The organism is Iodidimonas sp. SYSU 1G8 (genome assembly GCF_039655775.1).
In the GTDB taxonomy this organism is placed as follows: Bacteria; Pseudomonadota; Alphaproteobacteria; order SMXS01; family SMXS01; genus RI-34.
Map to the genome: position 1 here is coordinate 335,156 of NZ_JBBYXJ010000001.1, position 23,472 is coordinate 358,627.

The following is a 23,472-nucleotide window of genomic DNA, read 5'->3' on the forward strand; positions in this document are numbered from 1 at the left end:
CGCCTCAGTTCAGCCGGTTGATCGCCTTGGCCAGCAGGACGTAGAGCTTGCCCATGTCCGATGAGAGGAGTGAGGCCGCGAGCGCGTCGGTGCGTTCATTCTCCATGGCCTGGCGCAGCAAGCCCTCGAAATGCCCGAGATACCGCGTGACGTAGTCACGAAACTCCGGATGACCGCGGTAGCGCTGGGCGATCTTCTCCGACCAGTCCGACCCGCCAAGCTTCACGATGTGCCGCGCGAATGCCTGGGTGTCGCCGCCTCGATACTGCTGCCATACCTTCTGAGGAATTTCGGCTTCCAGAACCCGGTCCAGATCGATGGCGATCGAGCCCAGGGACTCGATCACATTGTTGGCCGTGCGGGCAAAGGCGCTGCCCGTGGCCTGCCGCTCGAGAGCCTCGAGCGCCGCGAGGCGATGCGCCAGGCCTTCCGCCATGGCGACGAGACGGTCGGTGCGGGCCTTGAAGGCCTCGTCGCTGCGTTCCGAGATCGCGTCGGCCGCGCTGGCCGCCGCCGCCAACTCGCGCGCGCCGGCGACCAGAAGTTCGGCACGCTGCTGGAAGCTTTCCGTTTCGGCGGCATAGGCGGCCAGACGGGCACTGTTGGCCTCAAGGCTTTGTCCCGCATCCGCGACAGCCGACGTCACCGTGTCGACAGTGTTCTGGATGCCCGCCGCGCGCGTGGCAAGGTCCTCGGCCGAGCGGTCCATGCGCTGCACGGCGTCTTCGGCGGTGGCGTTGAGTTTCTGGCCGACTGTTTCCAGGATTTCCCCGACACTCATGACCCGCTCGAAGGCACGATTGCTGGCGCGCCGGGCTTCGGCGTCATGCTCGTGGAGCGCCTCGCGCAGCTTGTCGATCCGCTGGACCGCGCTGTCGCTCGCCTCGGTCAGCGAGAGGGTGTCCCGCGCAACCGTCGCCGAGGCCGTCGTGAGGCTGTGTATGCCTTCGCTGGAGGCCGTGCGCAGATCCTGGATCTGGCGCAGCACATCCATGCCGGCGTCGCGCAGACGGTCCCGGGCGGTTTCCGAGGAATGCGACAACCCGCTGGCCGCCTGTTCCAGCAACGCCTCGATCTGCCGGGCGTCCTGCGCCGCTCGGTCCATGGTCTGCGTCAGCGACTGCGCGCGGCCCGCCACCGTCTCGTCGAGGGTTCGGGAGCGTTCGATCATGTCGTCGGCAAGCGCCCGCAGCATGGCGGCGGCCTTGTCCACATTGCCGCCCAGAGCGGCGATATCGGTTTCGGTCTGGTTGATCGCCGACGAAAGGCGGTGGGATTCGGTGGCGAACAGGGTGCTGAGCGCCTCGGTGCGCAAGGCCGCGTTTTGCGCCGTGTTTTCAAGCCGGTGCGCCTGTCCCGCCAGCTGGGATCCAGCCACGTCGAGCGTCTTGGCGGTCTGGGTGCCGGCCGAGTCCACCTCTCCGGCGGCCTGGCGCAGCGCGGCGCGCAGCGCCTCGGTGCGCGCGAGCGCGGTTTCCGCGGCGCGCATGGCGGTGTCGGTGTCCGTGCCGAGATTCTTCCGCATGGCGGCCGATGCCGCGCTGATGCCCTCGGCGGCGGCGGCGGCGGTGCGCTCCAGTTCGGCGGCGCGCGCGCGGAACGCGATGGTCGACTGCCGCGCCTGTTCGGCGGCCGCGGCGGCGGCGTTCTGCCATGCCGCCGTCACCGTCTCGGCGTTCTGGCGCAGCCGCAGGCCGGCCTCGTCCATGCGCTCGGCGGTTTCGCCCGATTTGTTCTCCAGCGCGTCGGTCAGGATCGAGAAGCGCTTGCCCGCCTCGTCCACCCGGCTGACGGCGTCGCCGATCCCGTTGTTCAGACCGTCGAGGGCTTCGTGGGACAGCTCCTTCATGAACTGGGCCTGCAACGCGAAGTGATCCGCCGTCTGGTTGATCCACTGCCGGGTTTCCTCGGCGATGCCGTTCAACCGCTTGCCGTGGGCGGCGACGGTCTGTTCCATCTTCTCGGCGCGCTCGCGGCTGCGTTCGCCGGAGTCCTCGATCGCCTTGACCTCGCGCCGTGCCAGCTCCGTGATGTCGCGCATCTTCGCCGCGAGCGTGTCGCCGGCCGCCACCATGGCCTGCGCTTGCGCCGCGTAGCCGTTGTTGATGTCCTCGATCTGGCGGGCCGCCGAGGCCGTCGCTTGGTCCAAGCGAGCGACGATGGCGATGTAGGTTTCGCTGATGCTTTCCGTGCGCTTGGCCGCGCGTTCGGCTGCCGTCAGCAGATCTTCCGACCGGTTGGCGAGCGCGGCCTGCGCCGACCGCGTGTTTTCCAGCGACTGGGCCGAGACGCGGGAGAGATTGTCGGCGGCCATGGCCACGGTCGCCTCGATGGCGCTGGCCCGCTGCCTCAGCGTTTCCATGGCCTGATCCAGGACGGTCGCTTGCTGGCCGAGCAGGGCGCCGGCGTCGCCACCGCCTTTCTCGACGGCCTCCGAGGCCTCCAGCAGCGCGTCGGTCTGTCGGCGCAGCACGCGTTCCATGGCCTCTGCCCGCTCGCGGGCGATGTCGGTGGCGTGGGCCAGATCGGCGGCCTGGGCCTTCAGGTTCCGCACCACCCAGGCGACGCGCTCCTGCGCCTCATCGGAGGGATAGGTCATGGCCAGCAGGCTGTCATTGATCATCCGGCTGGTATGGCGGAGCGCGCGGGCCTGCAGCAGGTTGATGCTGATCAGCCAGATCGCGAGCAGCGGCAGCACCGTCGCCATGGTGTAGAGCACGGCCTGTTCCGCCGAAACCGAGGTCAGCAGCGCGGCGTCATGCATGAAGAACATGTAGAGGCCGCACAGGCTGGCCCAGAGCAGCGACAGCGCGCTGGCGACAATCAGCAGGTTGCGCGCGGATTCTTCCCGGGGCGGCTCGCGGTCGACGGGCGCGCGGCCCGCGATGGTGGTCAACTCGCCCTGGATGGTCCGGACGTTCGCCACGTCGATCTCGACCTGCGCCATCACGGCTCTCCCGGTTCTGGAATGTGGATCAACTCTCGCTTAAGCCGGGGCGGGAATCAACCGGAGAACACCAATGAAATCCGTGAGTCAGCGGATTTTCCCGCGATACGTTGTGAGCTCGATGCGGCTGGGGTATCCTAATCCGTCTGCCTGTCGGGGAGAGATGCATGACCAGCCTGATCGCCGCCTGCGCGTTGTTTCTGCTCATTCACTCGCTAATCTCCGGCACCGGCCTGCGCACACGGCTCATCCGCGCCGTCGGTGAGGGCGGCTACAGGGCCGGGTTCAGCATTGTCTCCCTCGCGGCCGTGGTCTGGATGGCGATGAGTTACAACGTCATCTCGGAAACCGGCTCCAACATATTGTGGATATTGCCTAATATCGTCCACGCCCTGATGCCGGTCATGCTGCTGGCGCTGCTGTTCGCGGTCATCGGCGTCACGACGAAGAACCCCACGTCGGTCCAGCAGGAAGGCCTGCTGAGGCAGGGCGATCCCGTAACGGGGATCGTGCGCGTCACCCGCCATCCCTTTCTCGTGGGCGTGGCCCTGTGGGCTGGCGCACACCTGCTCGCCAATGGCGACGTGGCGTCGGTGATCTTCTTCGGCACCTTCCTGCTCGTGGCCCTGATCGGCATGCCGAACATCGATCGCAAGCGGGCGCAGTCCGATCCGGATGGCTGGGCGGTCTTTGCCGCCCGGACGTCACGAACGCCGTTTCTCGCCATCATCCAGGGCCGCAACAGCTTCCGCCTCGGGGAGATTGGCTGGTGGCGGATGGCGCTCGCGGCAGCCGTCTATGCGGCGGTGCTCGTCGCCCATGGCTGGCTGTTCGGCGTGCCGCTGCTGGGGTAGGCCCGTCAGGCCGCCCAGGTGCGGTAGGTTCGGCTTTCGGGATGATACACGAGCACCCGGTGGTTGTTGGTGTCCACCAGGAAGATGCGGCCGTCCTCGGCCACCGTGACGCCCGCCGGTTCGGCGGCGGGAATGCAGACGGGGTCGGTGCAGTTGTAATCGCCGTCGTCCAGGTCGCCGGCCACGCCCGAGGCAAGGTCCAGCACGCGCAGGGCACCATTGTAGCTGTCGGCGACGATCAGGCTGCCATCCTCCAGCAGGTCGACGCCGAGCGCATGCTGCAGGCGCGCCTCGGCGAAGGGACCGTTCTCGTGGCCGAACTCGAACAGGCCGGTGCCGACCAGGGTGGAGACCATACGCGGCTCGCGCAGTCCCAGGGCGCGGATCGAGGAGGTTTCGCTGTCGGCGAAATAGAGGGTGCTGTGATCGGGGCTGAGGGCGAGGCCGCTCGGCTGGGCGAGGGCGGCGTCGAGCGCCGGTCCGTCGACCAGATTTTCATGCCCGCTGCCGGCGATGGCGAACACGGTTTCGGCGAAAAGATCAATGACGCCAATCTGATGCGTCCCGGCATTGGCAAAATAGATTGCCTCGCCGGCTACGGCCAGGTCCCATGGAGACGCGAGTGCCACGGTGTTGATAGCCTGCACGTCGGTCAGGATCGGGCCGCGTTTGCCCGTACCCGCGAAGGTCGTGACGACGCCGGATTGCAGATCGATCCGCCGAATGGCGTGATTGCCGGTATCGGCCACATAGATGGCCCCCTCGGCGCATGCCAGTCCCTGCGGCCGGTTGAAGCTCGCATCCTCGGCCGTGCCGTCGTCGAAACCCTGCTCGCCGGAGCCGAGGCGGCGCACCACGGCGCCGTCCTCGTCGAGGAGGGCAATCTGGTGATGCCCCGCGTCCGCGAGCGCCCACAGCGCCGTGCCGGGGATGCGCCGCAGCTTGCCCGGGAACGCGAAGGTGCCGGTGGCGGCCGTGTAGGGGACCAGCGGCAGCGGCGAAGGGACAAGCTGTTCGCCGTCGGCGGCCGCCTGCAGCAGGTCGGCGACGAAGCGCAGCAGCTTCTCGGGCGACGGCTCGCCCGATGTCTGGCCGATCACGGTGCCGTCCGGCGCGATGAAGGTCAGGGTCGGCCATGCCCGAATGGCATATTGCTGCCAGAGTTCGTGTTCGGTGTCCTGGATGACCGGATGGGTGATGCCGTACCGGGCGATGGCGTGGCGCAGCGCGTCGGTGTCCTTCTCGGCGTCGAATTTGGGCGAGTGGACACCGATGACGACGATTTCCTCGGGAAAGGCTTCCTCAAGGATCGCCAGCGTCGGCAGCAGGTGAATGCAGTTGATGCAGCAGAAGGTCCAGAAATCCAGCAGGACGATCTTGCCCTGCAGATCCTTCAGCGACAGCGGCCGTTGGACATTGAACCATTGCAGGCCGGGCCGGTCGATCTCCGGCGCCCGCACTGAACCCTTCACCATGTGGTCGCTCCTTGCCGGACGGGAAACCCAACCCTAGCGGCTGAGTTCCTTCATGGCCCGCTCCAGGCCGTCTAGGGTCATGGGGAACATGCGGTGCCCCATGATCTGCTTCATCAGCCGGATCGACGGCGAGGTTTCCCAATAGCCTTCCGGCACTGGGTTGAGCCAGACGGCCTTCGGATACACGTTCAGCACGCGGTGCATCCAGACCTCGCCGGCCTCCTCGTTCCAGTGCTCCACCGAGCCGCCCGGATGGACGATCTCGTAAGGGCTCATGGTCGCGTCGCCGACGAAGATCACCTTGTAGTCGTGCGGGTAGGTGTGCAGCACCTGGAAGGTGTTGAGCTTGTCGGCGCGGCGCCGGACATTGTCCTGCCAGACTTCCTCGTAGACGCAGTTGTGGAAGTAGAAATACTCCATGTTCTTGAACTCGGTCCGCGCGGCCGAGAACAGCTCCTGGCAGATCCGGATATGCGGGTCCATGGAGCCGCCGACGTCGAAGAACAGCAGCACCTTCACGTTGTTGTGACGCTCGGGCACCATCTTGATGTCGAGGAAGCCGGCGTTCTTGGCGGTGGCGCGGACGGTGTCCGGCAGATCCAGTTCCTCGGCGTTGCCCTCGCGCGCCCAGCGGCGCAGGCGGCGCAGCGCCACCTTGATGTTGCGGGTGCCGAGTTCGACGGAATCATCGAGGTTCTTGAACTCGCGCTTGTCCCAGACCTTGACCGCCTTCTGGTTGCGGCTTTCCTTCTGGCCGATGCGCACGCCCGCCGGATTGTAGCCATAGGCGCCATAGGGCGAGGTGCCGGACGTGCCGATCCACTTGTTGCCGCCCTCGTGCCGCGCCTTCTGCTCTTCCATACGCTTCTTGAGGGTTTCCATGAGCTCGTCCCAGTCCATGGCCTCGAGCGCGGCCTTCTCCTCGTCGGTGAAGAACTTCTCGACCAGCTGCTTGAGCCAGTCCTCGGGGATATCGATCTTCTCGGCGTCGCCGGTGAACTCGATGCCCTCGAAGCACTTGCCGAAAACCCGGTCGAACTTGTCCAGGTTCTTCTCGTCCTTCACCAGGCACGAGCGGGACAGGTAATAGAAGTCCTCGACCTTGTAGTCGGCGACGCCCTTGTCCAGCGCTTCCAGCAGCGTGAGATATTCCCGCAACGTCACGGGAATCTTCGCTTCCTTCAGCTCGTAGAAGAAGTTCGTGAACATCTTTTCTTCCCTCGAAAACCCTCTCCCGCCGGGAGAGGGAATTGCCGGTTCAGCCCTGCCGGCGGCTCAGGAACGCCAGACGCTCGAACAGGTGGACGTCCTGCTCGTTCTTCAGCAGCGCGCCGTGCAGCGGCGGGATCAGCTTGTTCGGGTCCCGCTCGCGCAGGGTCTCGGCGGTCATGTCCTCGGACATCAGCAGCTTGAGCCAGTCGAGCAGCTCGGACGTCGACGGCTTCTTCTTCAGGCCGGGCACGTCGCGGATTTCGTAGAAGATCTTCAGCGCCTCGCTGACCAGCTTCTTCTGGATGTCCGGGAAGTGGACGTCGATGATGTCCTTCATCGTGTCCGGGTCGGGGAACTGGATGTAGTGGAAGAAGCAGCGACGCAGGAAGGCGTCCGGCAGTTCCTTCTCGTTGTTCGATGTGATGATCACGATCGGCCGGTTGATGGCGACGACGCGCTCCTGCGTCTCGTAGACGAAGAACTCCATGCGGTCGAGCTCGAGCAGCAGATCGTTCGGGAACTCGATATCGGCCTTGTCGATCTCGTCGATCAGCAGGACGGGCGAGGTGTCGCCGGTGAAGGCTTCCCACAGCTTGCCCTTGATGATGTAGTTCGAGATGTCGTGCACCTTGGCGTCGCCCAGCTGGCTGTCGCGCAGGCGGGACACGGCGTCATATTCGTAGAGGCCCTGCTGCGCCTTGGTGGTCGACTTGACGTGCCACTGGATCAGCGGCTTGCCGAGCGCCTTGGCGACCTCGATGGCCAGCACGGTCTTGCCGGTGCCGGGCTCGCCCTTGATGAGCAGGGGGCGCTGCAGCGTGATCGCCGCGTTCACCGCCACCTTGAGATCCTGGGTGGCGATGTAGCTATCGGTACCTTTGAATTTCATGGACTCGTTTCCAGCCTGACTGTTGTTGCCTCGCAAATTAGGCGCGCGTGCAGGGACGATCAAGGGTTAAGGGCCAGACCATGCCCGCACGCAGGTGTGTAACTCCGCAAGACCCCGGTGTAGTTTCGCACCGTGCGCCTGTTATTCGTCCTTTGTGTGGCGGCCATCGTCTATGGCTCGCTCTATCCGTTCGCGTTCGTGCCCCATTGGCCGAGCGGCGGCGCCGTGCGCCAATTCCTCGCCACCTGGAATGATCTGCCGTCGCGCGGCGACATTCTCGGCAACATCCTGCTGTTCGTGCCCTATGGCCTGCTGGGGCGCTTCACGGTGCCGGCGCGCCGGATCGTCTGGACCGGCGCGCTGTTGGCGGCGGCGCTCCAGATCGCCCAGTTCTGGATCGAGGACAGGGTGCCGCAGATCCAGGATGTGGTCTGGAACATGGCCGGCCTGGCGGCGGGTCTCGGCCTGGCAAGCCTCACCGTCGTCCAGCGCGGCATGCGGTCCGGCGCCCTGACGTGGTGGCAATCGCCGCCGGCGCTGCTCATCGGCTTCTGGCTGGCGTCGATCGCGGCGCCGTTCGTGCCCACCATCGACCTGGCGCAGGTGATCGCCAGCCTGAAGCCGCTGCTGAAGGCGCCGGTTCTGGATGCGCCGAAAGTTTTTCAGGCGCTGGCCGTGTGGCTGGCCATCGGGTGCCTCGTGCAGGAGTTCGTGGCGGACCGGTCGCGGCAGCGGCTCGCCTATCTGGCGGTGCTCGGGCTGGCGTTCCTGCTCAGGCTGGTGATCGTGGGCAACAGCGTGGCGCTGAACGAGGTGATCGGCATGGCCATCGCCGTGATGTTGTGGTTCTGGCGCGGCGAGCGCACGGCCGCGCGTCGCGGCATGGCGGGCGTCCTGTTGCTGGCGTCCATCTTCTGGGCCGGACTTCACCCCTTCGTGTTCCGGGAGACTCCCGGATATTTCCTCTGGCTGCCGTTCGAGGGGCTGCTGATCGGATCGATGCTGCTCAATCTGAAGGCAGTGCTTGCCAAGATATTCCTCTACGGCACGTCGATCTGGCTCCTGAAGGGGAAGGGGAATCGCTATCCGGTGGCGATCGCCGCGACGATGGCGGTGACCCTGGCCGTGGAGGTCGGGCAGGCGTGGAGCGGCCGAGGCGTGGCCGAAGTGACCGACCCGTTGATGGCGCTGGCGCTCGGTATCGTGCTGGCAAAATGGAAAAAGGTGCGCTGAAATACATGACGCCGTTCGTCAAGGTGTGAATTTTGCATGTCTCCCTTTACGGGCTGTGGAAAAGCGGTTGCGTGAAAGCGGTGTCCTGATTATATCTCGGGCCGCTTTCTAGGCACCCTCAACAGCATGGCGGGTTAGACCACGTGGATAAGATTGTGGATCGGAACAACTCTCAGGTCGCTGTTCACAAGGCCAACGGCATAAAGCTACCGGAAGGCTACGAGCCCTCCACCGACGAAGAATTCATGAACCCCACCCAGCTGGCCTACTTCAAGAAGAAGTTGCTGGACTGGAAGGCCGAGATCCTCCGGGAATCGCGCGAAACCCTGGACCAGCTCCAGGAAGGCGGCATTCAGGAACCGGATCTCGCGGACCGCGCCTCCACCGAAACCGACTGGTCGCTGGAGCTGCGCACACGGGATCGTCAGCGCAAGCTCATCTCCAAGATCGACGCGGCGCTGCGGCGGATCGAAACCGGCGAGTACGGTTACTGCGAAGTCACGGGCGAGCCCATCGGCCTGAAACGGCTCGAGGCGCGTCCGGTCGCGACCATGACGCTCGAGGCGCAGGAAGCGCACGAGCGCAAGGAACGCGTTCACCGAGACGACTGACGCCCTGGGGAGAGCCAAAGTCAGAAAGGCCGGTCTCTGGACCGGCCTTTTCTTTTAGCGCGGACCAGAGAGGGATTCGCCGTAACAAAGAATCGGTCCGGCTCCGCGCAAGTGGGTTCCAGACGCGGGACGTTTCGAGAACATTCCTTGATTAGGCATTAAATATCAATGCTTTACATGACCATTGCCAAAAGAGAACAAAACGCGTACATATAGCGCGTTGAATCGGTCTTGGGCGTGTGAAATAACAGAGGAACAAAGCCATGTCGGCCACTCTCCAGCTCATCAATCGGGATACCATGGACAAGCAGAAAGCTCTGGACGCAGCGCTGAGCCAGATCGAACGCGCCTTCGGCAAGGGTTCGGTGATGAAGCTGGGCCAGAAGGAAGCCTCGGTGGATGTGGAGGCGATTCCCACGGGCTCCCTCGGCCTGGATATCGCGCTCGGTATCGGCGGTTTGCCCAAGGGGCGCATCATCGAAATCTACGGACCGGAAAGCTCGGGCAAGACGACGCTGGCGTTGCATGTGGTCGCCGAGGTGCAGAAACGCGGCGGCGTGGCGGCGTTCATCGACGCCGAGCATGCGCTCGATCCCAATTATGCCCGCAAGCTGGGCTGCGACGTGCCCGAGCTGCTGATTTCCCAGCCGGATACCGGCGAGCAGGCGCTCGAGATCGCCGATACGCTGGTGCGCTCGGGCGCCGTCGGCGTTCTGGTCATCGACAGTGTCGCCGCGCTGACGCCGCGGGCCGAACTGGAAGGCGAGATGGGCGATTCGCATGTCGGCCTGCAGGCCCGGCTGATGAGCCAGGCGCTGCGCAAGCTGACCGGTTCCATCTCCCGTTCCAACTGCATGGTCATCTTCATCAACCAGATTCGCATGAAGATCGGCGTCATGTTCGGTAATCCGGAGACGACCACGGGCGGCAACGCGCTGAAGTTCTATGCATCGGTCCGTCTCGATATCCGCCGTATCGGCCAGATCAAGGACAAGGAAGAGGTCGTCGGCAACCAGACCCGGGTGAAGGTGGTCAAGAACAAGGTCGCGCCGCCATTCCGCACGGTGGAATTCGACATCATGTATGGCGAAGGCATCTCCAAGATGGGCGAACTGATCGATCTGGGCGTCAAGGCCGGGATCGTCGAGAAGTCCGGTTCCTGGTTTTCCTATGATTCCCAGCGGGTCGGCCAGGGCCGCGAGAACGCCAAGGAATTCCTGCGCAACAATCCGGAAATGGCCGCGTCCATCGAAAAGGCGATCCGGGCCAATGCGGGCATCATCGCCGCCGCCATTACCGGTGGGCCCGAAGCCGATGCCGACGACGAAGACGGCTCGCTCTAGCGGAAATTCGATCCATATTGCTGGTGACCGGCACGGCCCGTCCGTGACCGGTCATCCGCGTGTTTCGCAGGCGCGGCCGGCGCATGGCCGCCGCCATGCGGGTGCGCTGGACTTGGTTCCGGGCAGACGCTAAAAGCGGACCGCTCGGTTTGTGCCGGAGCGATAGGATGATACTGGGCAAGGGGATGGAGCGGCCGTGAAGAGCGCCAACGAAATCAGGCGGGCCTTTCTCGATTTTTTCGGGCGGAATGGCCACACCGTCGTGCCGTCGGCGCCGCTCGTGCCGCATAACGACCCCACGCTCATGTTCACCAATGCCGGCATGGTGCCGTTCAAGAACGTCTTCACGGGCAACGAGACGCGCGACTACGTGCGCGCCGCCTCCAGCCAGAAGTGCGTGCGCGCCGGCGGCAAGCACAACGATCTGGACAATGTGGGCTACACCGCCCGCCACCACACCTTCTTCGAGATGCTCGGCAACTTCTCGTTCGGCGACTATTTCAAGCCGGACGCCATCGAGTTTGGCTGGTCGCTGCTGACCAGGGATTTCGGCATCGACCCGAACCGTCTCACGGTCACCGTCTATCATGAAGACGAAGAGGCCGCGGGACTGTGGAAGAAGATCGCCGGCCTCTCCGATGACCGGATCATCCGCATCGCGACCTCGGACAATTTCTGGTCCATGGGCGATACCGGCCCGTGCGGTCCGTGCTCGGAGATCTTCTACGATCATGGCGATCACATTCCCGGCGGACCGCCCGGTTCGGCCAACGAGGATGGCGATCGCTTCGTCGAGATCTGGAACCTGGTGTTCATGCAGTTCGAGCAGGTGACGCCGGACAAGCGCATCAGCCTGCCCAAACCCAGCATCGACACCGGCATGGGCCTGGAGCGCGTCACGGCGGTGCTGCAGGGCGTGCACGACAATTACGACACCGATCTGCTGCGGGTGCTGATCGAGGCCTCGGCCGACGCGACCAACACCGATCCGGACGGTGCGCAAAAGGTCTCGCATCGGGTCATCGCCGATCATTTGCGCGCCTGTTCGTTCCTGATCGCCGACGGCGTGCTGCCGTCCAATGAGGGGCGCGGCTACGTGCTGCGCCGGATCATGCGCCGCGCCATGCGCCACGCCCACATGCTGGGCGCGCAGGAGCCGCTGATGTACCGGCTGGTGCCGGCCCTGACCAACGAGATGGGCCAGGCCTATCCCGAACTGAACCGCGCCGCGGCCCTGGTCACCGAGACGTTCCGCCTCGAGGAAACCCGTTTCCGCGTGACGCTGGAACGCGGCCTGCGACTTCTCGATGAAGAACTGGAGAGGCTGCCGTCCGGCTCGAAGTTGCCGGGCGAGGTCGCGTTCAAGCTCTACGACACGTATGGCTTCCCTCTTGATCTGACCGAGGACGCGCTTCGCGCCCAGGGCCGCGCCGTCGAACAGGAAGGCTTCGTCGCGGCCATGGCCCGCCAGAAGGCGGAGGCGCGCAAGGCCTGGGCCGGCTCCGGCGAGACCGCCACCGAATCCCTGTGGTTCGAAATCCGCGAGGAGCACGGCGCCACCGAGTTCCTCGGCTATGACGCCACCGACGCGGAAGGCAAGATCGTCGCCATCGTCCGTGACGGCAAGCCTGTCGATGTGGCCGAAGCGGGCGACGAGATTTCCGTCGTCGCCAACCAGACCCCGTTCTACGGCGAGTCCGGCGGTCAGATGGGCGACACGGGTACGCTCGTGGCCGATACCGGCGAGATCGAGATCACGGATACACGCAAGGTGCTCGGCGCGCTGCACGTGCATGTGGGCAAGGTGAAAGCCGGCCCGGTCGCGGTCGGCGACGTGGTGCAGATGCATGTGGACGCGGATCGCCGCGACCGCCTGCGCGCCAATCACTCGGCCACTCATCTCGCGCATGAAGCCTTGCGGCAGGTTGTCGGCCCGCATGTGACCCAGAAGGGCTCGCTCGTCGCGCCGGAGCGCCTGCGTTTCGACATCTCGCACCAGGCACCGCTCACCCCGGAGCAGATCGCCGCGGTGGAGGAACGGGTGAACCGGCAGATCCGCCGCAACGTCGAAGTGTCGACGCGGCTGATGACGCCCGATGATGCCGTGCAGGCCGGCGCGCTGGCGCTGTTCGGCGAAAAGTATGGCGATGAGGTTCGGGTGGTCGGCATGGGGCTGGGCGAGGATCCGTCACGTTCCAATTTCTCGGTCGAGTTGTGCGGCGGCACCCATGTCCGCCGCACCGGCGATATCGGCCTGTTCAAGATCGTGGGACAGGGCGCCGTATCGGCGGGCGTGCGCCGCGTCGAGGCCATGACCGGCGAGGGCGCGGTAGACTATGTGACCCAGCAGGAAAAGCTCCTGTCCCAGGCGGCGTCGGCCGTGAAGGCGTCTCCTTCCGAGCTTCCCGAGCGTATCGCGGCGCTCCTCAACGACCGGCGCAGGCTGGAGCGTGAACTGGCCGATGCCAAGAAGGCGCTCGCGCTCGGCGGCGGCACCGGCCGCAGCGCCAATGACGACGTACGCGAGATCGGCTCGGTAAAGATGATCGCCCGCAAGCTGGACGGCGTCTCGGCCAAGGATCTTCGCGGCATGATCGATGAAGCCAAGAAGTCATTGGGCTCGGGCATCGCCGCCTTCGTCGCCGTGGCCGATGGCAAGGTGTCCGTCGCGGTCGGCGTCACCGCCGATCTGACCGACAAGCTCAGCGCCGTCGATCTCGTGCGCGCGGGCGCGGAAGCGCTGGGTGGCAAGGGCGGCGGCGGCCGCCCCGACATGGCCCAGGCCGGCGGTCCCGACGTGGAAAAGGCGCAGGACGCGCTCGACGCCATCGAAGCGGCGGTCGCGGCGGCATAATCCGGAAATCATGAAAGCCGTCATCCTCTAGGTGGGGATGGCGGCTTTTTCTTGTCCGCTGACGATGCGCGGACAGAAAAAGGGCGGCGCAGTCGCCCGCGCCGCCCTTCCGATCTAATGCATGACGTGCTTAGGCGAGCGCCTTCTGCAGGTTCTCGTCCAGCTTGGCCAGGAAGTCCTGGGTGGTCATCCAGGGCTGGTCGGGGCTGACCAGGATCGCCAGATCCTTGGTCATGAAGCCGGATTCGATGGCATCGACGCAGACCTTTTCCAGGGTCTCGGCGAAACGCACCACGTCCGGCGTCTCGTCCAGCTTGCCGCGATGGGCAAGGCCGCGCGTCCAGGCGAAGATCGAGGCGACCGGGTTGGTCGAGGTGGCTTCACCGCGCTGGTGCTGGCGGTAATGGCGGGTGACGGTGCCGTGCGCGGCTTCCGCCTCGCAGGTCTTGCCATCGGGGGTCAGCAGCACCGAGCTCATCATGCCCAGCGAGCCGAAGCCCTGCGCGACGGTGTCGGACTGCACGTCGCCATCGTAGTTCTTGCAGGCCCAGACGAACGCGCCGTCCCACTTCAGGGCCGAGGCGACCATGTCGTCGATCAGGCGGTGTTCGTAGATGACACCGGCTTCCTTGAACTTCGCCGCGAATTCGTTGTCGAACACTTCCTGGAACAGGTCCTTGAACCGGCCGTCATAGGCTTTCAGGATGGTGTTCTTGGTGGACAGGTAGACCGGCCACTTGCGGTCGAGGCCATAGTTCAGGCAGGCACGGGCGAAATCGCGAATGGAATCGTCCAGGTTGTACATGCCCATCGCCACGCCGGCGCTCGGGAACTGGAACACTTCATATTCGATCGGCTCACCGCCGCCTTCGGGCTCGAACTTCATGGTCAGCTTGCCGGCGCCGGGCACCTTGAAGTCGGTCGCGCGGTACTGGTCGCCGAAGGCATGACGGCCGATGACGATCGGCTTGGTCCAGCCCGGCACCAGACGCGGAATGTTGGTGCAGACGATCGGCTCGCGGAACACGGTGCCGCCCAGAATGTTGCGGATCGTGCCGTTGGGCGACTTCCACATCTTCTTCAGCTTGAATTCCTCGACACGCGCTTCGTCCGGGGTGATGGTCGCGCACTTCACGCCGACGCCGTACTGCTTGATGGCGTTGGCGGCGTCGATCGTCACCTGATCGTCGGTGGCATCGCGGTGTTCCATGCCCAGATCGTAGTATTTCAGGTCGATGTCCAGGTACGGAAGGATCAGGCGATCCTTGATGAAGCTCCAGATGATCCGGGTCATTTCATCGCCGTCCAGCTCAACGACCGGATTCTTGACTTTGATTTTCGCCATTGTTGTTTCTTCCTTCTAATCACGCGTGAACGGGACGGAAAAGTCGCGGCACCATAGCATCGGGTCCGGCGTCGGAAAAGCATTGGACCGGGAAATTTCAGGATGGCTGTAATGCACCCGGCGCGCCCTGTCAGGTCCAGTCCGTGAAAGGATGAATCGTCGGGGGGCGGGCATTCCCCAGCGCGGCCAGCACGTGCTGGACGTCATCGACGATTTCATAGAGATCGAGATCGCTCTCGGCGCAGAAGCCGGCATCGGCGCGGTCCCGCATCAGCGCCGCGAAATGGCCCCAGGCACCGCCGACGTTCAGCAGGAGCACGGGCTTGTCATGGATTCCCAACTGCCGCCAGGACAGGATCTCCACCGTTTCCTCCAGCGTGCCGATCCCTCCGGGCAGGGCGATGAAGGCATCCGACAGGTCGAACATCATGCGCTTGCGGTCGTGCATGCTGTCGACGACATGCAGTTCGGTCAGGCCCTGTTTGATCAGTTCCCTGGTGGCGAGATGGCGCGGCATGACGCCGGTGACCTGCCCGCCGGCATCGAGCGCCGCCTGGGCGACCACATCCATCAGGCCGATGCCGCCGGCGCCATAGACCAGGCGGATGCCGTTCTCGCCCAGAAGGCGGCCCAGCGCCGCCGCCGCCCTGGCCATGGCGGGATCACGGCCGCGCCGCGATCCGCAGAACACGCAGATTGATGCAGGCAGGACCATCAGCCCTCGCTCCCCATTGTCACAGGACGGCCTTGGCCGCGTGCTTCAGTCTTACAGGAGGATTTCGTTGCAGTGCAACACCGCCTGACCTTATGGTTCGCGCGCGTGGACACACGTGCTTTTTGCCCTAGGTGACAAGAGGCACGGTGCAGGGTGTCCGGCGCGGTGCAGGTCATTGGAAAGAAATCAGCGTGCGCATTCCCATCGTGCCCATCGTTGTCGCCGCCGCCATCATCGCGGGTGGGATCGTCGCGTTCCGTGGTTCGAGCGACGACGCGCCGCAGATCGCGGTCGGCGAGTCGTCCGGCATGGAATCGAGCGTGACGACTCCGGCGCCAGTCATCGATTTTGACGTGATTCGGATCAGCCGCGAAGGCTCGGGGGTTATCGCCGGCGATAGCGAGCCCGGCGCCTTCATCGACGTCCTGGTTGATGGGGTGTCGATTGGCAAGGCACGGGCTAGCGAAACCGGTGCCTGGGAACTTGTGTTCGCCGCGCCGCTGCAACCGGGCGCCCGCGCATTGAGCCTGACCGCGACCCTGCCCGGCGGACTGGAAGCGCAGTCGCGCAATATCATCGTGGTGGCGGTACCGCCAGCAAAGACCGACGGCCCGACCGATGACGATGGCGCCATTGCCGTCCTGACGCCGCGCGATGGCAGCGCCGCCAGCCGTGTGCTCCAACGCCCCGGGGCACTGCGGCCAAAGGTCGAGGTCGGCCTCGACATCATCGATCGCCTGCCGTCCGGTGTCGTGGTCGTTTCCGGCCACTCGGCGCCGTCGGCGCAGGTTCGCCTGTCGCTCGACGGGACGGCCGTCGGGACGGCGTCGGCCGACGACAAGGGCCGCTGGAGCCTGGCACTCGAGAAGGCGCCTGGAATAGGCGGACATATTCTGCGCATGGACCAGATCGGCGTCGAGGACAGCGTGGCGCTCAGGGTCGAGCAGGTGTTCGACCTCACCGCGACGCTCAGGATGTCGCCTAGCGACGGCAAGGTCGCCGTCGTCCGCGACATGGATGTCTGGCACGTGGTGCGGGCGCTGCCGTCCGGCGGCACGCTCTATACCCAGATTTTCCAGCTCGACAAGGGGCAGGAGCGGCACCCGGTCACCAATGCACCGGTCGTGCTGCGCTGACCTTGACGGTGCGTTGTCCGTTGTTGCCGCCGGAGAATTGACCGACAATAGGTTGGCGTTCAGCATCCACCGCCCGCAAGGGGCTCGTTCGTGACCGACCGGCCGGCCAAGTGCCTTCTCATCGCCCGAAACTTTCCGCCGGTCATTGGGGGATCGGCCATGGTCTATGACCAGCTGGCCAGTCACGCCGGTGGCCGGATCGTCGTGCTCACCGGCCGTCACGACATCGAGACGGGCCTCGAATTACCGGGCTGGCGCGGGCTGGACGAGAGCCGCGCCTACCCGATCGCCCGGGTGGACTGGCTGCGGCCGCGCGAGAGCCGCCGGCGTCCTGGCTTGCTGTCGGCCGGCGCGGCGCTTCTGGCCGACTACTGGACGCGTCTGAAGGTCACCGCCGCCATCCTCCGTCTGTGCCTCACCCATGACATCAGGGTCGTTTGCATCGGCGAGTTGATCTCTCTGGGATGGATCGCTTCGGCCCTGCGCCTCGTGCCGGGCATGCGCAGTATCTGCTTTATCCATGGCGAGGAAATCACCACCGAGTTCGGCTACCGGCGCTTCGCCCGTAACCGTGCCCGCTCGCTGCGTCATGCCGATGCGGTGGTGGCGGTGAGTTCCTATACCCGCGAGCAGCTGGTGGCGCTGATGGGCACCGATCCGGCGAAGATCGAGGTGATCAACAATGGCGTGGACTTGGACCGCTTCCGCCCAGTGGCGGAACGGGCGGACCTCGTGGCGCGATACGGCCTCGCCGGTCGTAGAACCATACTCACCATCAGCCGCCTGATGGAAAAGAAGGGTATCGACAGTACGCTTTACGCGCTCGCCGGATTGGTCGAGGCCCGGCCCGACCTGTGTTACCTGATCGTCGGGGATGGCGAATTTCGCGCCGCGCTGGAGGCATTGGTGTGTGAACTCCATCTCGAGGGCCATGTCGTCTTCACCGGGTCCGTGAAGGTGGAAGAACTCGCCGATCATTATGCGCTCGGGGACTTTTTCGTGATGCCGAACCGCCGCATGCCCGATGGTGACACGGAAGGCTTCGGCCTGGTGTTTCTCGAGGCCAATGCCTGTCGCAAGGCGGTGATCGGAGGGCGCGACGGCGGCGTGGTCGATGCCGTTGTCGATGGTGAAACCGGTCTGCTGGTCAATGGTCACAGTATCGAGTCCATCCGCGCCGCGATGGCCGCGCTCCTCGACGATCCCGAGCGGCGCGACCGCATGGCGGAAGCGGGCTATCGCCGTGCGCTCGGGTCAGGCTGGCCATCGCGCGCGGACCAGTTCATGGCGCTCGTCGACCGGTTGGGAGGACGCGCCCGATGATTCGACGATTGCTCGAGCGCATGCTGGCATCCTATCGCTTTCGCGACGAAATCGAGGCGATGATCCGGGCCCGGGCCGCGCACGCCCGCTTTTCCGATCCGCGCGATGTGCCGCTGACGCCATTGCCGGCGCGCTATGAGCGCATGTCGCGCGCACCACGCTGCGATGGCGCGGGCGCCATCTTCATCACGGCCCGGTTCCGGACCGGATCGACGTTTCTTTGGCAGCTCTTCAACCAGCTGGACGGATTCGCGGCGTTTTACGAACCCCTCAACGAGCGGCACGGGCCTGGGCGGCGATGGGATCATGTCGATCAGACACATCGCGGCGTGACCGACTACCGGCTCAATTTCGACAGGGTCGGCGATCTGGGGCATCTGCACCGAGAAGCGTGGGCGTTCGACAAGCTGTACATGGACGAGGGCGATTGGGATCCGGATCTTCACGACTATATCGCCGCGCTCGCCTCGGTATCGGGCGTCGTGCCCGTGCTGCAATTCAATCGGGTCGATTTCCGGCTGCGCTGGCTCCGCGCCTATTTTCCAGCCGCGCGGATCGTGCATCTCTACCGCTCGCCGCGGGAACAATGGATGTCGTGTCTGGGCCGGGAGCCGGTAACCCGTGACATGAGCCCGGCGGCTTTCGAAGTGCACGACCGGTTTTATCTACTGGCATGGGCGAGAGACCTGGCGCGCGTGTATCCGTTCCTGCATCCGTCCGCACACCGGCATCCGTACGCCATCCACTACATGATCTGGCGCCTGTCGCACGCGCATGGCGCCCGGTTTGGCGATATCTCCATCGCCTATGAAGACCTCGTCGCCGATGTGGGCGGCGTCATGGCGGATGTTCTTGCCCGCTGCGGCTATCCGCAATCGCCGGCGGCTCTCGGCAGGCTCGCGGCGTTGAGCGATCCGCCCGCCATCGGGAAATGGCCGTCATTCGCGCCCGCCAGCTGGTTCGAGGAGATCGAGGCCGACTGCGACCGGATTCTCGAAGCGGCATTCTCCGCCTCCTTCACGGACCGGGCCTGACGAAGAAACGGCCCCGGACATCTCCGGGGCCGTTGTACTCTGTCGATCAAGGCCGCGGCGTCGCTCAGCGGCCGGGACGGTTATCCTCGTCCTGATCCGGCGTCGGGCGCTCCCTCGGTTTACGCTCCTCGCGCTCGCGCGGCGCCTCCCGCTGCTGCGGCGCCGCGGTCGGGCGTTCCGCCTGCGGGCGTTGCTGGACGTCCGGACGCGCGGCACGGCGCTCCTCAATGCTGGGGCGATCATTCCGCCTTTCGCTGGCGGCCGGCGTCGGGGTGCGGTCCGGCGTCGGTTCCTTGCGCTCGATGCCGCGCTGATGCAAGCCTGGCTGAGGCTGCGCCTGCGGCTTCGGGGCCGTCACCGGTGCGGTGCGCTGCTGAACCTCGCGCGCCCGCTCCTGGGCATTGCGGCGGGCTTCCTCGGCACGTTCGCGGGCGCGATCATTATCGTTGTCCCGGACGCGGTCGTTATCGCGGCGATCATTGTCGCCGCGGTCATTGTCACGCCGATCACGATCATTCCAATCACGACCGTCACGGCGATCACGATCGTTCCAGTCCCGGCGGTCGGGACGGGGACCCCAATTGGGCCTGTAGTGGTCGTGATAGTGCCGTTCCCAACGGTTGCGCTCCGAATAGAACGGGCGGCCGCGATAGTAGTTGTCCCAGTAGTTGCCGAAGCTGAAGGAGAGGACGCCAATCCCCAGATAGGGGGCGGCGGTCACGATGCCCTGGCGGCGACCGCGGTAGTCGACGACCAGATCCTCGCCGGCGACCCAGCCGCGATCGGACCGGTACCCCACATCGCACCAGCTCCAGTCTCTCAGGCAGCCGTAGATGTCGACGTTTCGACCGTCACGGATGACGCGCACTGTAGGATAGTCGTAATCCGGTCCGGCGCGCAGCTCGGTCCGTTCGACGGTGAAGCCATTGGCGGCATTCGCCGCACCCGGCAAGAAAGCCGCGCCCGCGACGAGCACGGCGGCGGCGACGCATTTGCGAAACATTGTTCTCTCCAAAAGACGTGCTTGATGACTTGCGGCGTGGGCCGCTGTCTTTTCTCGGTCCGCGCAGGGCGCTAACGCCCGGACCCCTTCAGGGTTCCGGGCGCGAAACAATGACTGGTCAGGGTTACGGACCATCACCGATGAGGGCGGTGGTCGGGCCGGTCGCGGTCCCTGCGATGGATGTCGCCGCGATGATCGGGACCTCGGCGGTGGTCGCTCCAGTGGCGTTCCCAACGGCCGCGATCACGATAGAAGCCGCGGTCGCGATAGTGGTTGTCCCAGTAGGAGCGGAAGCTGAACGAAATCACCGGCAAGTTCATGCGCGGCGCGACCTGGATCACATTCACACGCCGTCCGCGGTAGTCGGCCGCCACGAGATCGCCGCGAATCCAGCCGCGGTCGCGGCGCGCGGTGACCTCGCACCAGCTCCAGTCCCTCAGGCATCCGTTGATCCGCAAAGGCGCTCCGCGTTTGATGCTGCCGACCGTGGGATAGGCCAGGTCGGGTCCAGCCTTCACCTGAACCCGCGCGGTCGTGTAGCCGGGGAGGGCGTGCGCGGATGCGGAAGTGAACAGTGAGGCACCGACCAAGAGAGCGGCGGTGGCCAGAGTAGACTTAATCATGACTGCCTCCTTCGTGATGATGTCCCTTCCACGTGAAGTGGAGGCATTACCCTTCGGAAGGCAGTTAAAATAATTATTTTATCTTTATTACCGAACGCCGCCCAATCCATATATTAACAATCGATTAACGAATATAATTTTTCCGTTAATCTATTGTTCATTGTCTGGCAGACGGGCCGCGCTGCGAGACCTTGGGCCGAGGTGGCAAGGTCGCTTTCTTCCCATGCGCTCAGCCTCGCGTAATGCGGTGGTGGCTGTGCTATACAGCCGCGATGAGTTCCGCCCCTCAGCATCGTGCGCCGCACGGCCGGCATCACTGGAAGACCGTCAAGACCCTGCTGCCCTATCTGTGGCCGCGCGGCGAGACGACCATGAAGGCCCGCGTCGTCGCCGCGCTGGTATTGCTGGCGGCCGCGAAGGCGATCACCGTGTCCATTCCGCTGGTTTACAAGGCGGTGGTCGCGGCGCTGACCGGGCAGGACGCCGTCCCCGGCGGCGACGCATTCGCGGTGCCCGTTCTGCTGATCGTGGGGTATGGCATCGCGCGTCTTTTATCGCCGGCCTTCGGCGAACTGCGCGACATGATTTTCGCCAATGTGGGCCAGCAGGCGCTGCGCCGGGTCGCCCTGCGCGTCTTCCGGCATCTTCACGGATTGTCGCTCCGGTTCCACCTCGACCGGCGCACGGGCGGGCTGAGCCGCGTCATCGAACGCGGCACGCAGGGCGTGGATTTCGTCCTGCGCTTCATGATCTTCAACATCATCCCAACCATTCTGGAAATCTTCTTCGTCGCCGGCATGATGTGGGGCGTGCTCGACTGGCGCTATGCCGCCGCGACGGTCGCGTCCATCGCCGCCTATGTGATCTTCACCTTCGCCATCACCGAGTGGCGCCTGCGGCTGCGGCGGGAGATGAACCTGCAAGACACCGAGGCCAACACCAAGGCCATCGACAGCCTGCTGAACTATGAGACGGTAAAGTACTTCAATAACGAGGAGCACGAGGCACAGCGCTTCGACAAGGCGATGCGCCGCTACGAGCGCGCGGCGGTGCTGAACCAGAGCAGCCTGTCCGGCCTGAATATCGGCCAGAACGCCATCATCGCCGCCGGATTGATGGCGGTCATGATCATGTCGGCCTTCGACATGGCCGCCGGTCGCCATGGCATCGACGATTTCGTGTTCGTCAACATGCTGCTGGCCCAGCTCTTCATGCCGCTCGGGTTCCTCGGCTTCGTCTACCGCGAAATGCGCCAGTCGCTGATCGACATGGAGGCCATGTTCGACCTGATGGAACAGCCGCGCGAAGTGGAGGACAAGCCCGGCGCGGATGTTCTGGTGGTCGGCGACGGCGAGATCGTCTTCGACCGCGTGTCGTTCGGCTACAAGCCCGACAGGCAGATCCTGTTCGACGTCAGCTTCACCGTGCCGGCGGGCGCCAAGCTCGCCATCGTCGGCCACAGCGGCGCGGGAAAGTCGACTATTTCGCGCCTGCTCTACCGCTTCTATGACGTGACCGGCGGCGCGATCCGCATTGATGGCCAGAATATCGCCGAGGTGACCCAGGACAGCCTGCGCGCGGCCATCGGCATCGTTCCCCAGGACACGGTGCTGTTCAACGATACGATCGGGTACAATATCGGCTATGGCCGGCCATCGGCGCCCTTCGAGCAGGTCGAGGAGGCGGCGCGGCTGGCGGCGATCCATGATTTCATCACGTCGCTGCCGCAAGGGTACGACACCAATGTGGGCGAGCGCGGGCTCAAGGTCTCGGGCGGCGAGAAGCAGCGGATCGCGATCGCCCGCACCATCATGAAGGATCCGCCGATCCTGGTTCTGGACGAGGCGACGTCGGCGCTCGACACCAATACCGAGAAGGACATACAGGAAGCGCTGAAAAGCGTGTCGCGCAACCGCACGACCCTGGTGATCGCGCATCGCCTGTCCACCGTGGTGGACGCGGACGAGATCGTGGTGCTTGAACACGGACGGATCGTCGAGCGCGGGACACATACGGCGCTTCTGGCGTTACCGGAAGGATCGTACGCCACCATGTGGCAGCGACAGCAGGAAGCCGTCGCCGCGGCGGAAAAGCTGGAAACGCTGGCGGCGGACTACTAATTGGCCAACAATGGCCGTCACAAGCCCTGGCGAAAACGAGGCAACGGGAAAATATGAGCGTTCTGGATAGCGTAAAGTCGGTCTTCGTGCCCATTCACCGTGAAGGGCATATGTTCATCGGCATATTTGCCGTCGTAACCCTGGTTCTGACCCTGATCTGGGCGCCCTTGGGTTTCGTCGGTCTGGTGCTGACCGTCTGGTGCGTCTATTTCTTCCGCGATCCTGACCGGACGACGCCGGTGCGGGAAGGTCTGACCATCAGTCCGGCCGATGGCAAGGTGGTGTCCGTGGCCTTCGCGCCGCCGCCGCCCGAGCTGGAGATGGGCACCGAACCGCGCCTGCGGATCGGCATCTTCATGAATGTCTTCGACGTGCATGTGAACCGGTCGCCCTGCGACGGGACCATCACCAAGAAGGTCTATTCCCCGGGCCTGTTCATCAACGCGACGCTGGACAAGGCGAGCGAGGACAACGAGCGCATGGCGCTGCGGATGACGACGGCCAGCGGCAAGGATATCGCGTTCGTGCAGATCGCCGGTCTGGTCGCCCGCCGGATCGTCACGCCGGTTGCGCCCGGCGACCTGCTGCGCGCGGGTGAGCGCTTCGGGATCATCCGTTTCGGCAGCCGGGTCGATGTCTATCTGGACGAGGGCATGAAGCCGCTGGTGTCCGTCGGCCAGACGGCCATCGCGGGCGAAACGGTGCTCGCCGACGAGGGCGCGGTCGAGCCGCCGCACCGGGGCGAGGTGCGCTAG

At 64.9% G+C, this 23,472-nt stretch carries 18 protein-coding genes; 10 read left to right on the forward strand and 8 right to left on the reverse strand.

Features of this window, described 5'->3' with window-relative positions; all coding sequences use genetic code 11:
- Window positions 1-4 precede the first annotated feature (4 nt).
- Window positions 5-2,947, reverse strand: coding sequence for a hypothetical protein (locus WJU17_RS01635; protein ID WP_346325604.1), 2,943 nt, complete (start codon window positions 2,945-2,947; stop codon window positions 5-7).
- A 167-nt stretch (window positions 2,948-3,114) separates the two neighbouring features.
- Here WJU17_RS01635 and WJU17_RS01640 point away from each other — a divergent pair, with 167 nt between their 5' ends.
- Window positions 3,115-3,801 (forward strand): NnrU family protein, encoded by a 687-nt coding sequence (locus WJU17_RS01640; RefSeq protein WP_346325605.1) that lies wholly within the window; start codon window positions 3,115-3,117, stop codon window positions 3,799-3,801.
- A gap of 5 nt (window positions 3,802-3,806) precedes the next feature.
- Here WJU17_RS01640 and WJU17_RS01645 read toward each other — a convergent pair whose 3' ends face one another.
- From WJU17_RS01645 to WJU17_RS01655, 3 genes are read right to left on the reverse strand one after another with little or no spacing between them, the layout of a single operon-like run.
- Window positions 3,807-5,276: a redoxin domain-containing protein gene (locus WJU17_RS01645; protein WP_346325606.1), complete on the reverse strand. Its 1,470-nt coding sequence runs from the start codon at window positions 5,274-5,276 to the stop codon at window positions 3,807-3,809.
- Window positions 5,277-5,309: 33 nt separating this feature from the next.
- Entirely contained in the window at window positions 5,310-6,485 is a 1,176-nt protein-coding gene (locus tag WJU17_RS01650) for a VWA domain-containing protein (RefSeq protein ID WP_346325607.1), read from the reverse strand.
- 49 nt (window positions 6,486-6,534) lie between these two features.
- Window positions 6,535-7,377: a MoxR family ATPase gene (locus WJU17_RS01655; protein WP_346325608.1), complete on the reverse strand. Its 843-nt coding sequence runs from the start codon at window positions 7,375-7,377 to the stop codon at window positions 6,535-6,537.
- Window positions 7,378-7,509: 132 nt separating this feature from the next.
- Between WJU17_RS01655 and WJU17_RS01660 the strand changes: the two genes are divergently transcribed.
- The 4 genes from WJU17_RS01660 (at window position 7,510) to alaS (ending at window position 13,418) form a co-directional block, all read left to right on the forward strand.
- Window positions 7,510-8,610: a VanZ family protein gene (locus WJU17_RS01660; protein ID WP_346325609.1), complete on the forward strand. Its 1,101-nt coding sequence runs from the start codon at window positions 7,510-7,512 to the stop codon at window positions 8,608-8,610.
- Between the two features lie 245 nt (window positions 8,611-8,855).
- Entirely contained in the window at window positions 8,856-9,221 is a 366-nt protein-coding gene (gene dksA / locus WJU17_RS01665) for an RNA polymerase-binding protein DksA (RefSeq protein ID WP_346327369.1), read from the forward strand.
- 263 nt (window positions 9,222-9,484) lie between these two features.
- Window positions 9,485-10,564, forward strand: coding sequence for a recombinase RecA (gene recA / locus WJU17_RS01670; protein WP_346325610.1), 1,080 nt, complete (start codon window positions 9,485-9,487; stop codon window positions 10,562-10,564).
- 196 nt (window positions 10,565-10,760) lie between these two features.
- The gene (gene alaS / locus WJU17_RS01675; protein WP_346325611.1) at window positions 10,761-13,418 is read left to right on the forward strand and encodes an alanine--tRNA ligase; all 2,658 of its coding nucleotides are present in this window, start codon (window positions 10,761-10,763) and stop codon (window positions 13,416-13,418) included.
- A gap of 130 nt (window positions 13,419-13,548) precedes the next feature.
- Here alaS and WJU17_RS01680 read toward each other — a convergent pair whose 3' ends face one another.
- Both WJU17_RS01680 and WJU17_RS01685 read right to left on the reverse strand, forming a co-directional pair.
- The gene (locus tag WJU17_RS01680; RefSeq protein WP_346325612.1) at window positions 13,549-14,763 is read right to left on the reverse strand and encodes an NADP-dependent isocitrate dehydrogenase; all 1,215 of its coding nucleotides are present in this window, start codon (window positions 14,761-14,763) and stop codon (window positions 13,549-13,551) included.
- Between the two features lie 130 nt (window positions 14,764-14,893).
- Window positions 14,894-15,478 carry a TIGR00730 family Rossman fold protein gene (locus WJU17_RS01685; protein WP_346325613.1) on the reverse strand — a complete coding sequence of 195 codons (585 nt, stop codon included), beginning with the start codon at window positions 15,476-15,478 and terminating at the stop codon, window positions 14,894-14,896.
- Between the two features lie 191 nt (window positions 15,479-15,669).
- On the opposite strand from WJU17_RS01685, the gene WJU17_RS01690 reads away from it, so the two are divergent.
- The 3 genes from WJU17_RS01690 (at window position 15,670) to WJU17_RS01700 (ending at window position 18,971) form a co-directional block, all read left to right on the forward strand.
- Window positions 15,670-16,614, forward strand: a complete 945-nt coding sequence (locus tag WJU17_RS01690; RefSeq protein ID WP_346325614.1) for a hypothetical protein — start codon at window positions 15,670-15,672, stop codon at window positions 16,612-16,614.
- Window positions 16,615-16,704: 90 nt separating this feature from the next.
- On the forward strand, window positions 16,705-17,937 hold the full coding sequence (locus WJU17_RS01695) for a glycosyltransferase family 4 protein (RefSeq protein ID WP_346325615.1): 1,233 nt from the start codon (window positions 16,705-16,707) through the stop codon (window positions 17,935-17,937).
- Window positions 17,934-18,971, forward strand: a complete 1,038-nt coding sequence (locus WJU17_RS01700) for a sulfotransferase (protein WP_346325616.1) — start codon at window positions 17,934-17,936, stop codon at window positions 18,969-18,971. Before WJU17_RS01695 ends, WJU17_RS01700 begins: the two co-directional genes overlap by 4 nt.
- A 64-nt stretch (window positions 18,972-19,035) precedes the next feature.
- Here the strand turns inward: WJU17_RS01700 and WJU17_RS01705 are convergent, their stop codons facing one another.
- Both WJU17_RS01705 and WJU17_RS01710 read right to left on the reverse strand, forming a co-directional pair.
- Window positions 19,036-19,974, reverse strand: a complete 939-nt coding sequence (locus tag WJU17_RS01705; RefSeq protein ID WP_346325617.1) for a hypothetical protein — start codon at window positions 19,972-19,974, stop codon at window positions 19,036-19,038.
- 134 nt (window positions 19,975-20,108) lie between these two features.
- Window positions 20,109-20,597, reverse strand: a complete 489-nt coding sequence (locus tag WJU17_RS01710) for an SH3 domain-containing protein (RefSeq protein WP_346325618.1) — start codon at window positions 20,595-20,597, stop codon at window positions 20,109-20,111.
- Window positions 20,598-20,869: 272 nt separating this feature from the next.
- Here WJU17_RS01710 and WJU17_RS01715 point away from each other — a divergent pair, with 272 nt between their 5' ends.
- Together WJU17_RS01715 and WJU17_RS01720 are read left to right on the forward strand one after the other, a co-directional pair.
- A complete protein-coding gene (locus tag WJU17_RS01715; RefSeq protein WP_346325619.1) occupies window positions 20,870-22,717 on the forward strand; it encodes an ABC transporter ATP-binding protein/permease in 1,848 nt (615 codons plus the stop codon).
- Between the two features lie 26 nt (window positions 22,718-22,743).
- A complete protein-coding gene (locus tag WJU17_RS01720; protein ID WP_346327370.1) occupies window positions 22,744-23,472 on the forward strand; it encodes a phosphatidylserine decarboxylase in 729 nt (242 codons plus the stop codon).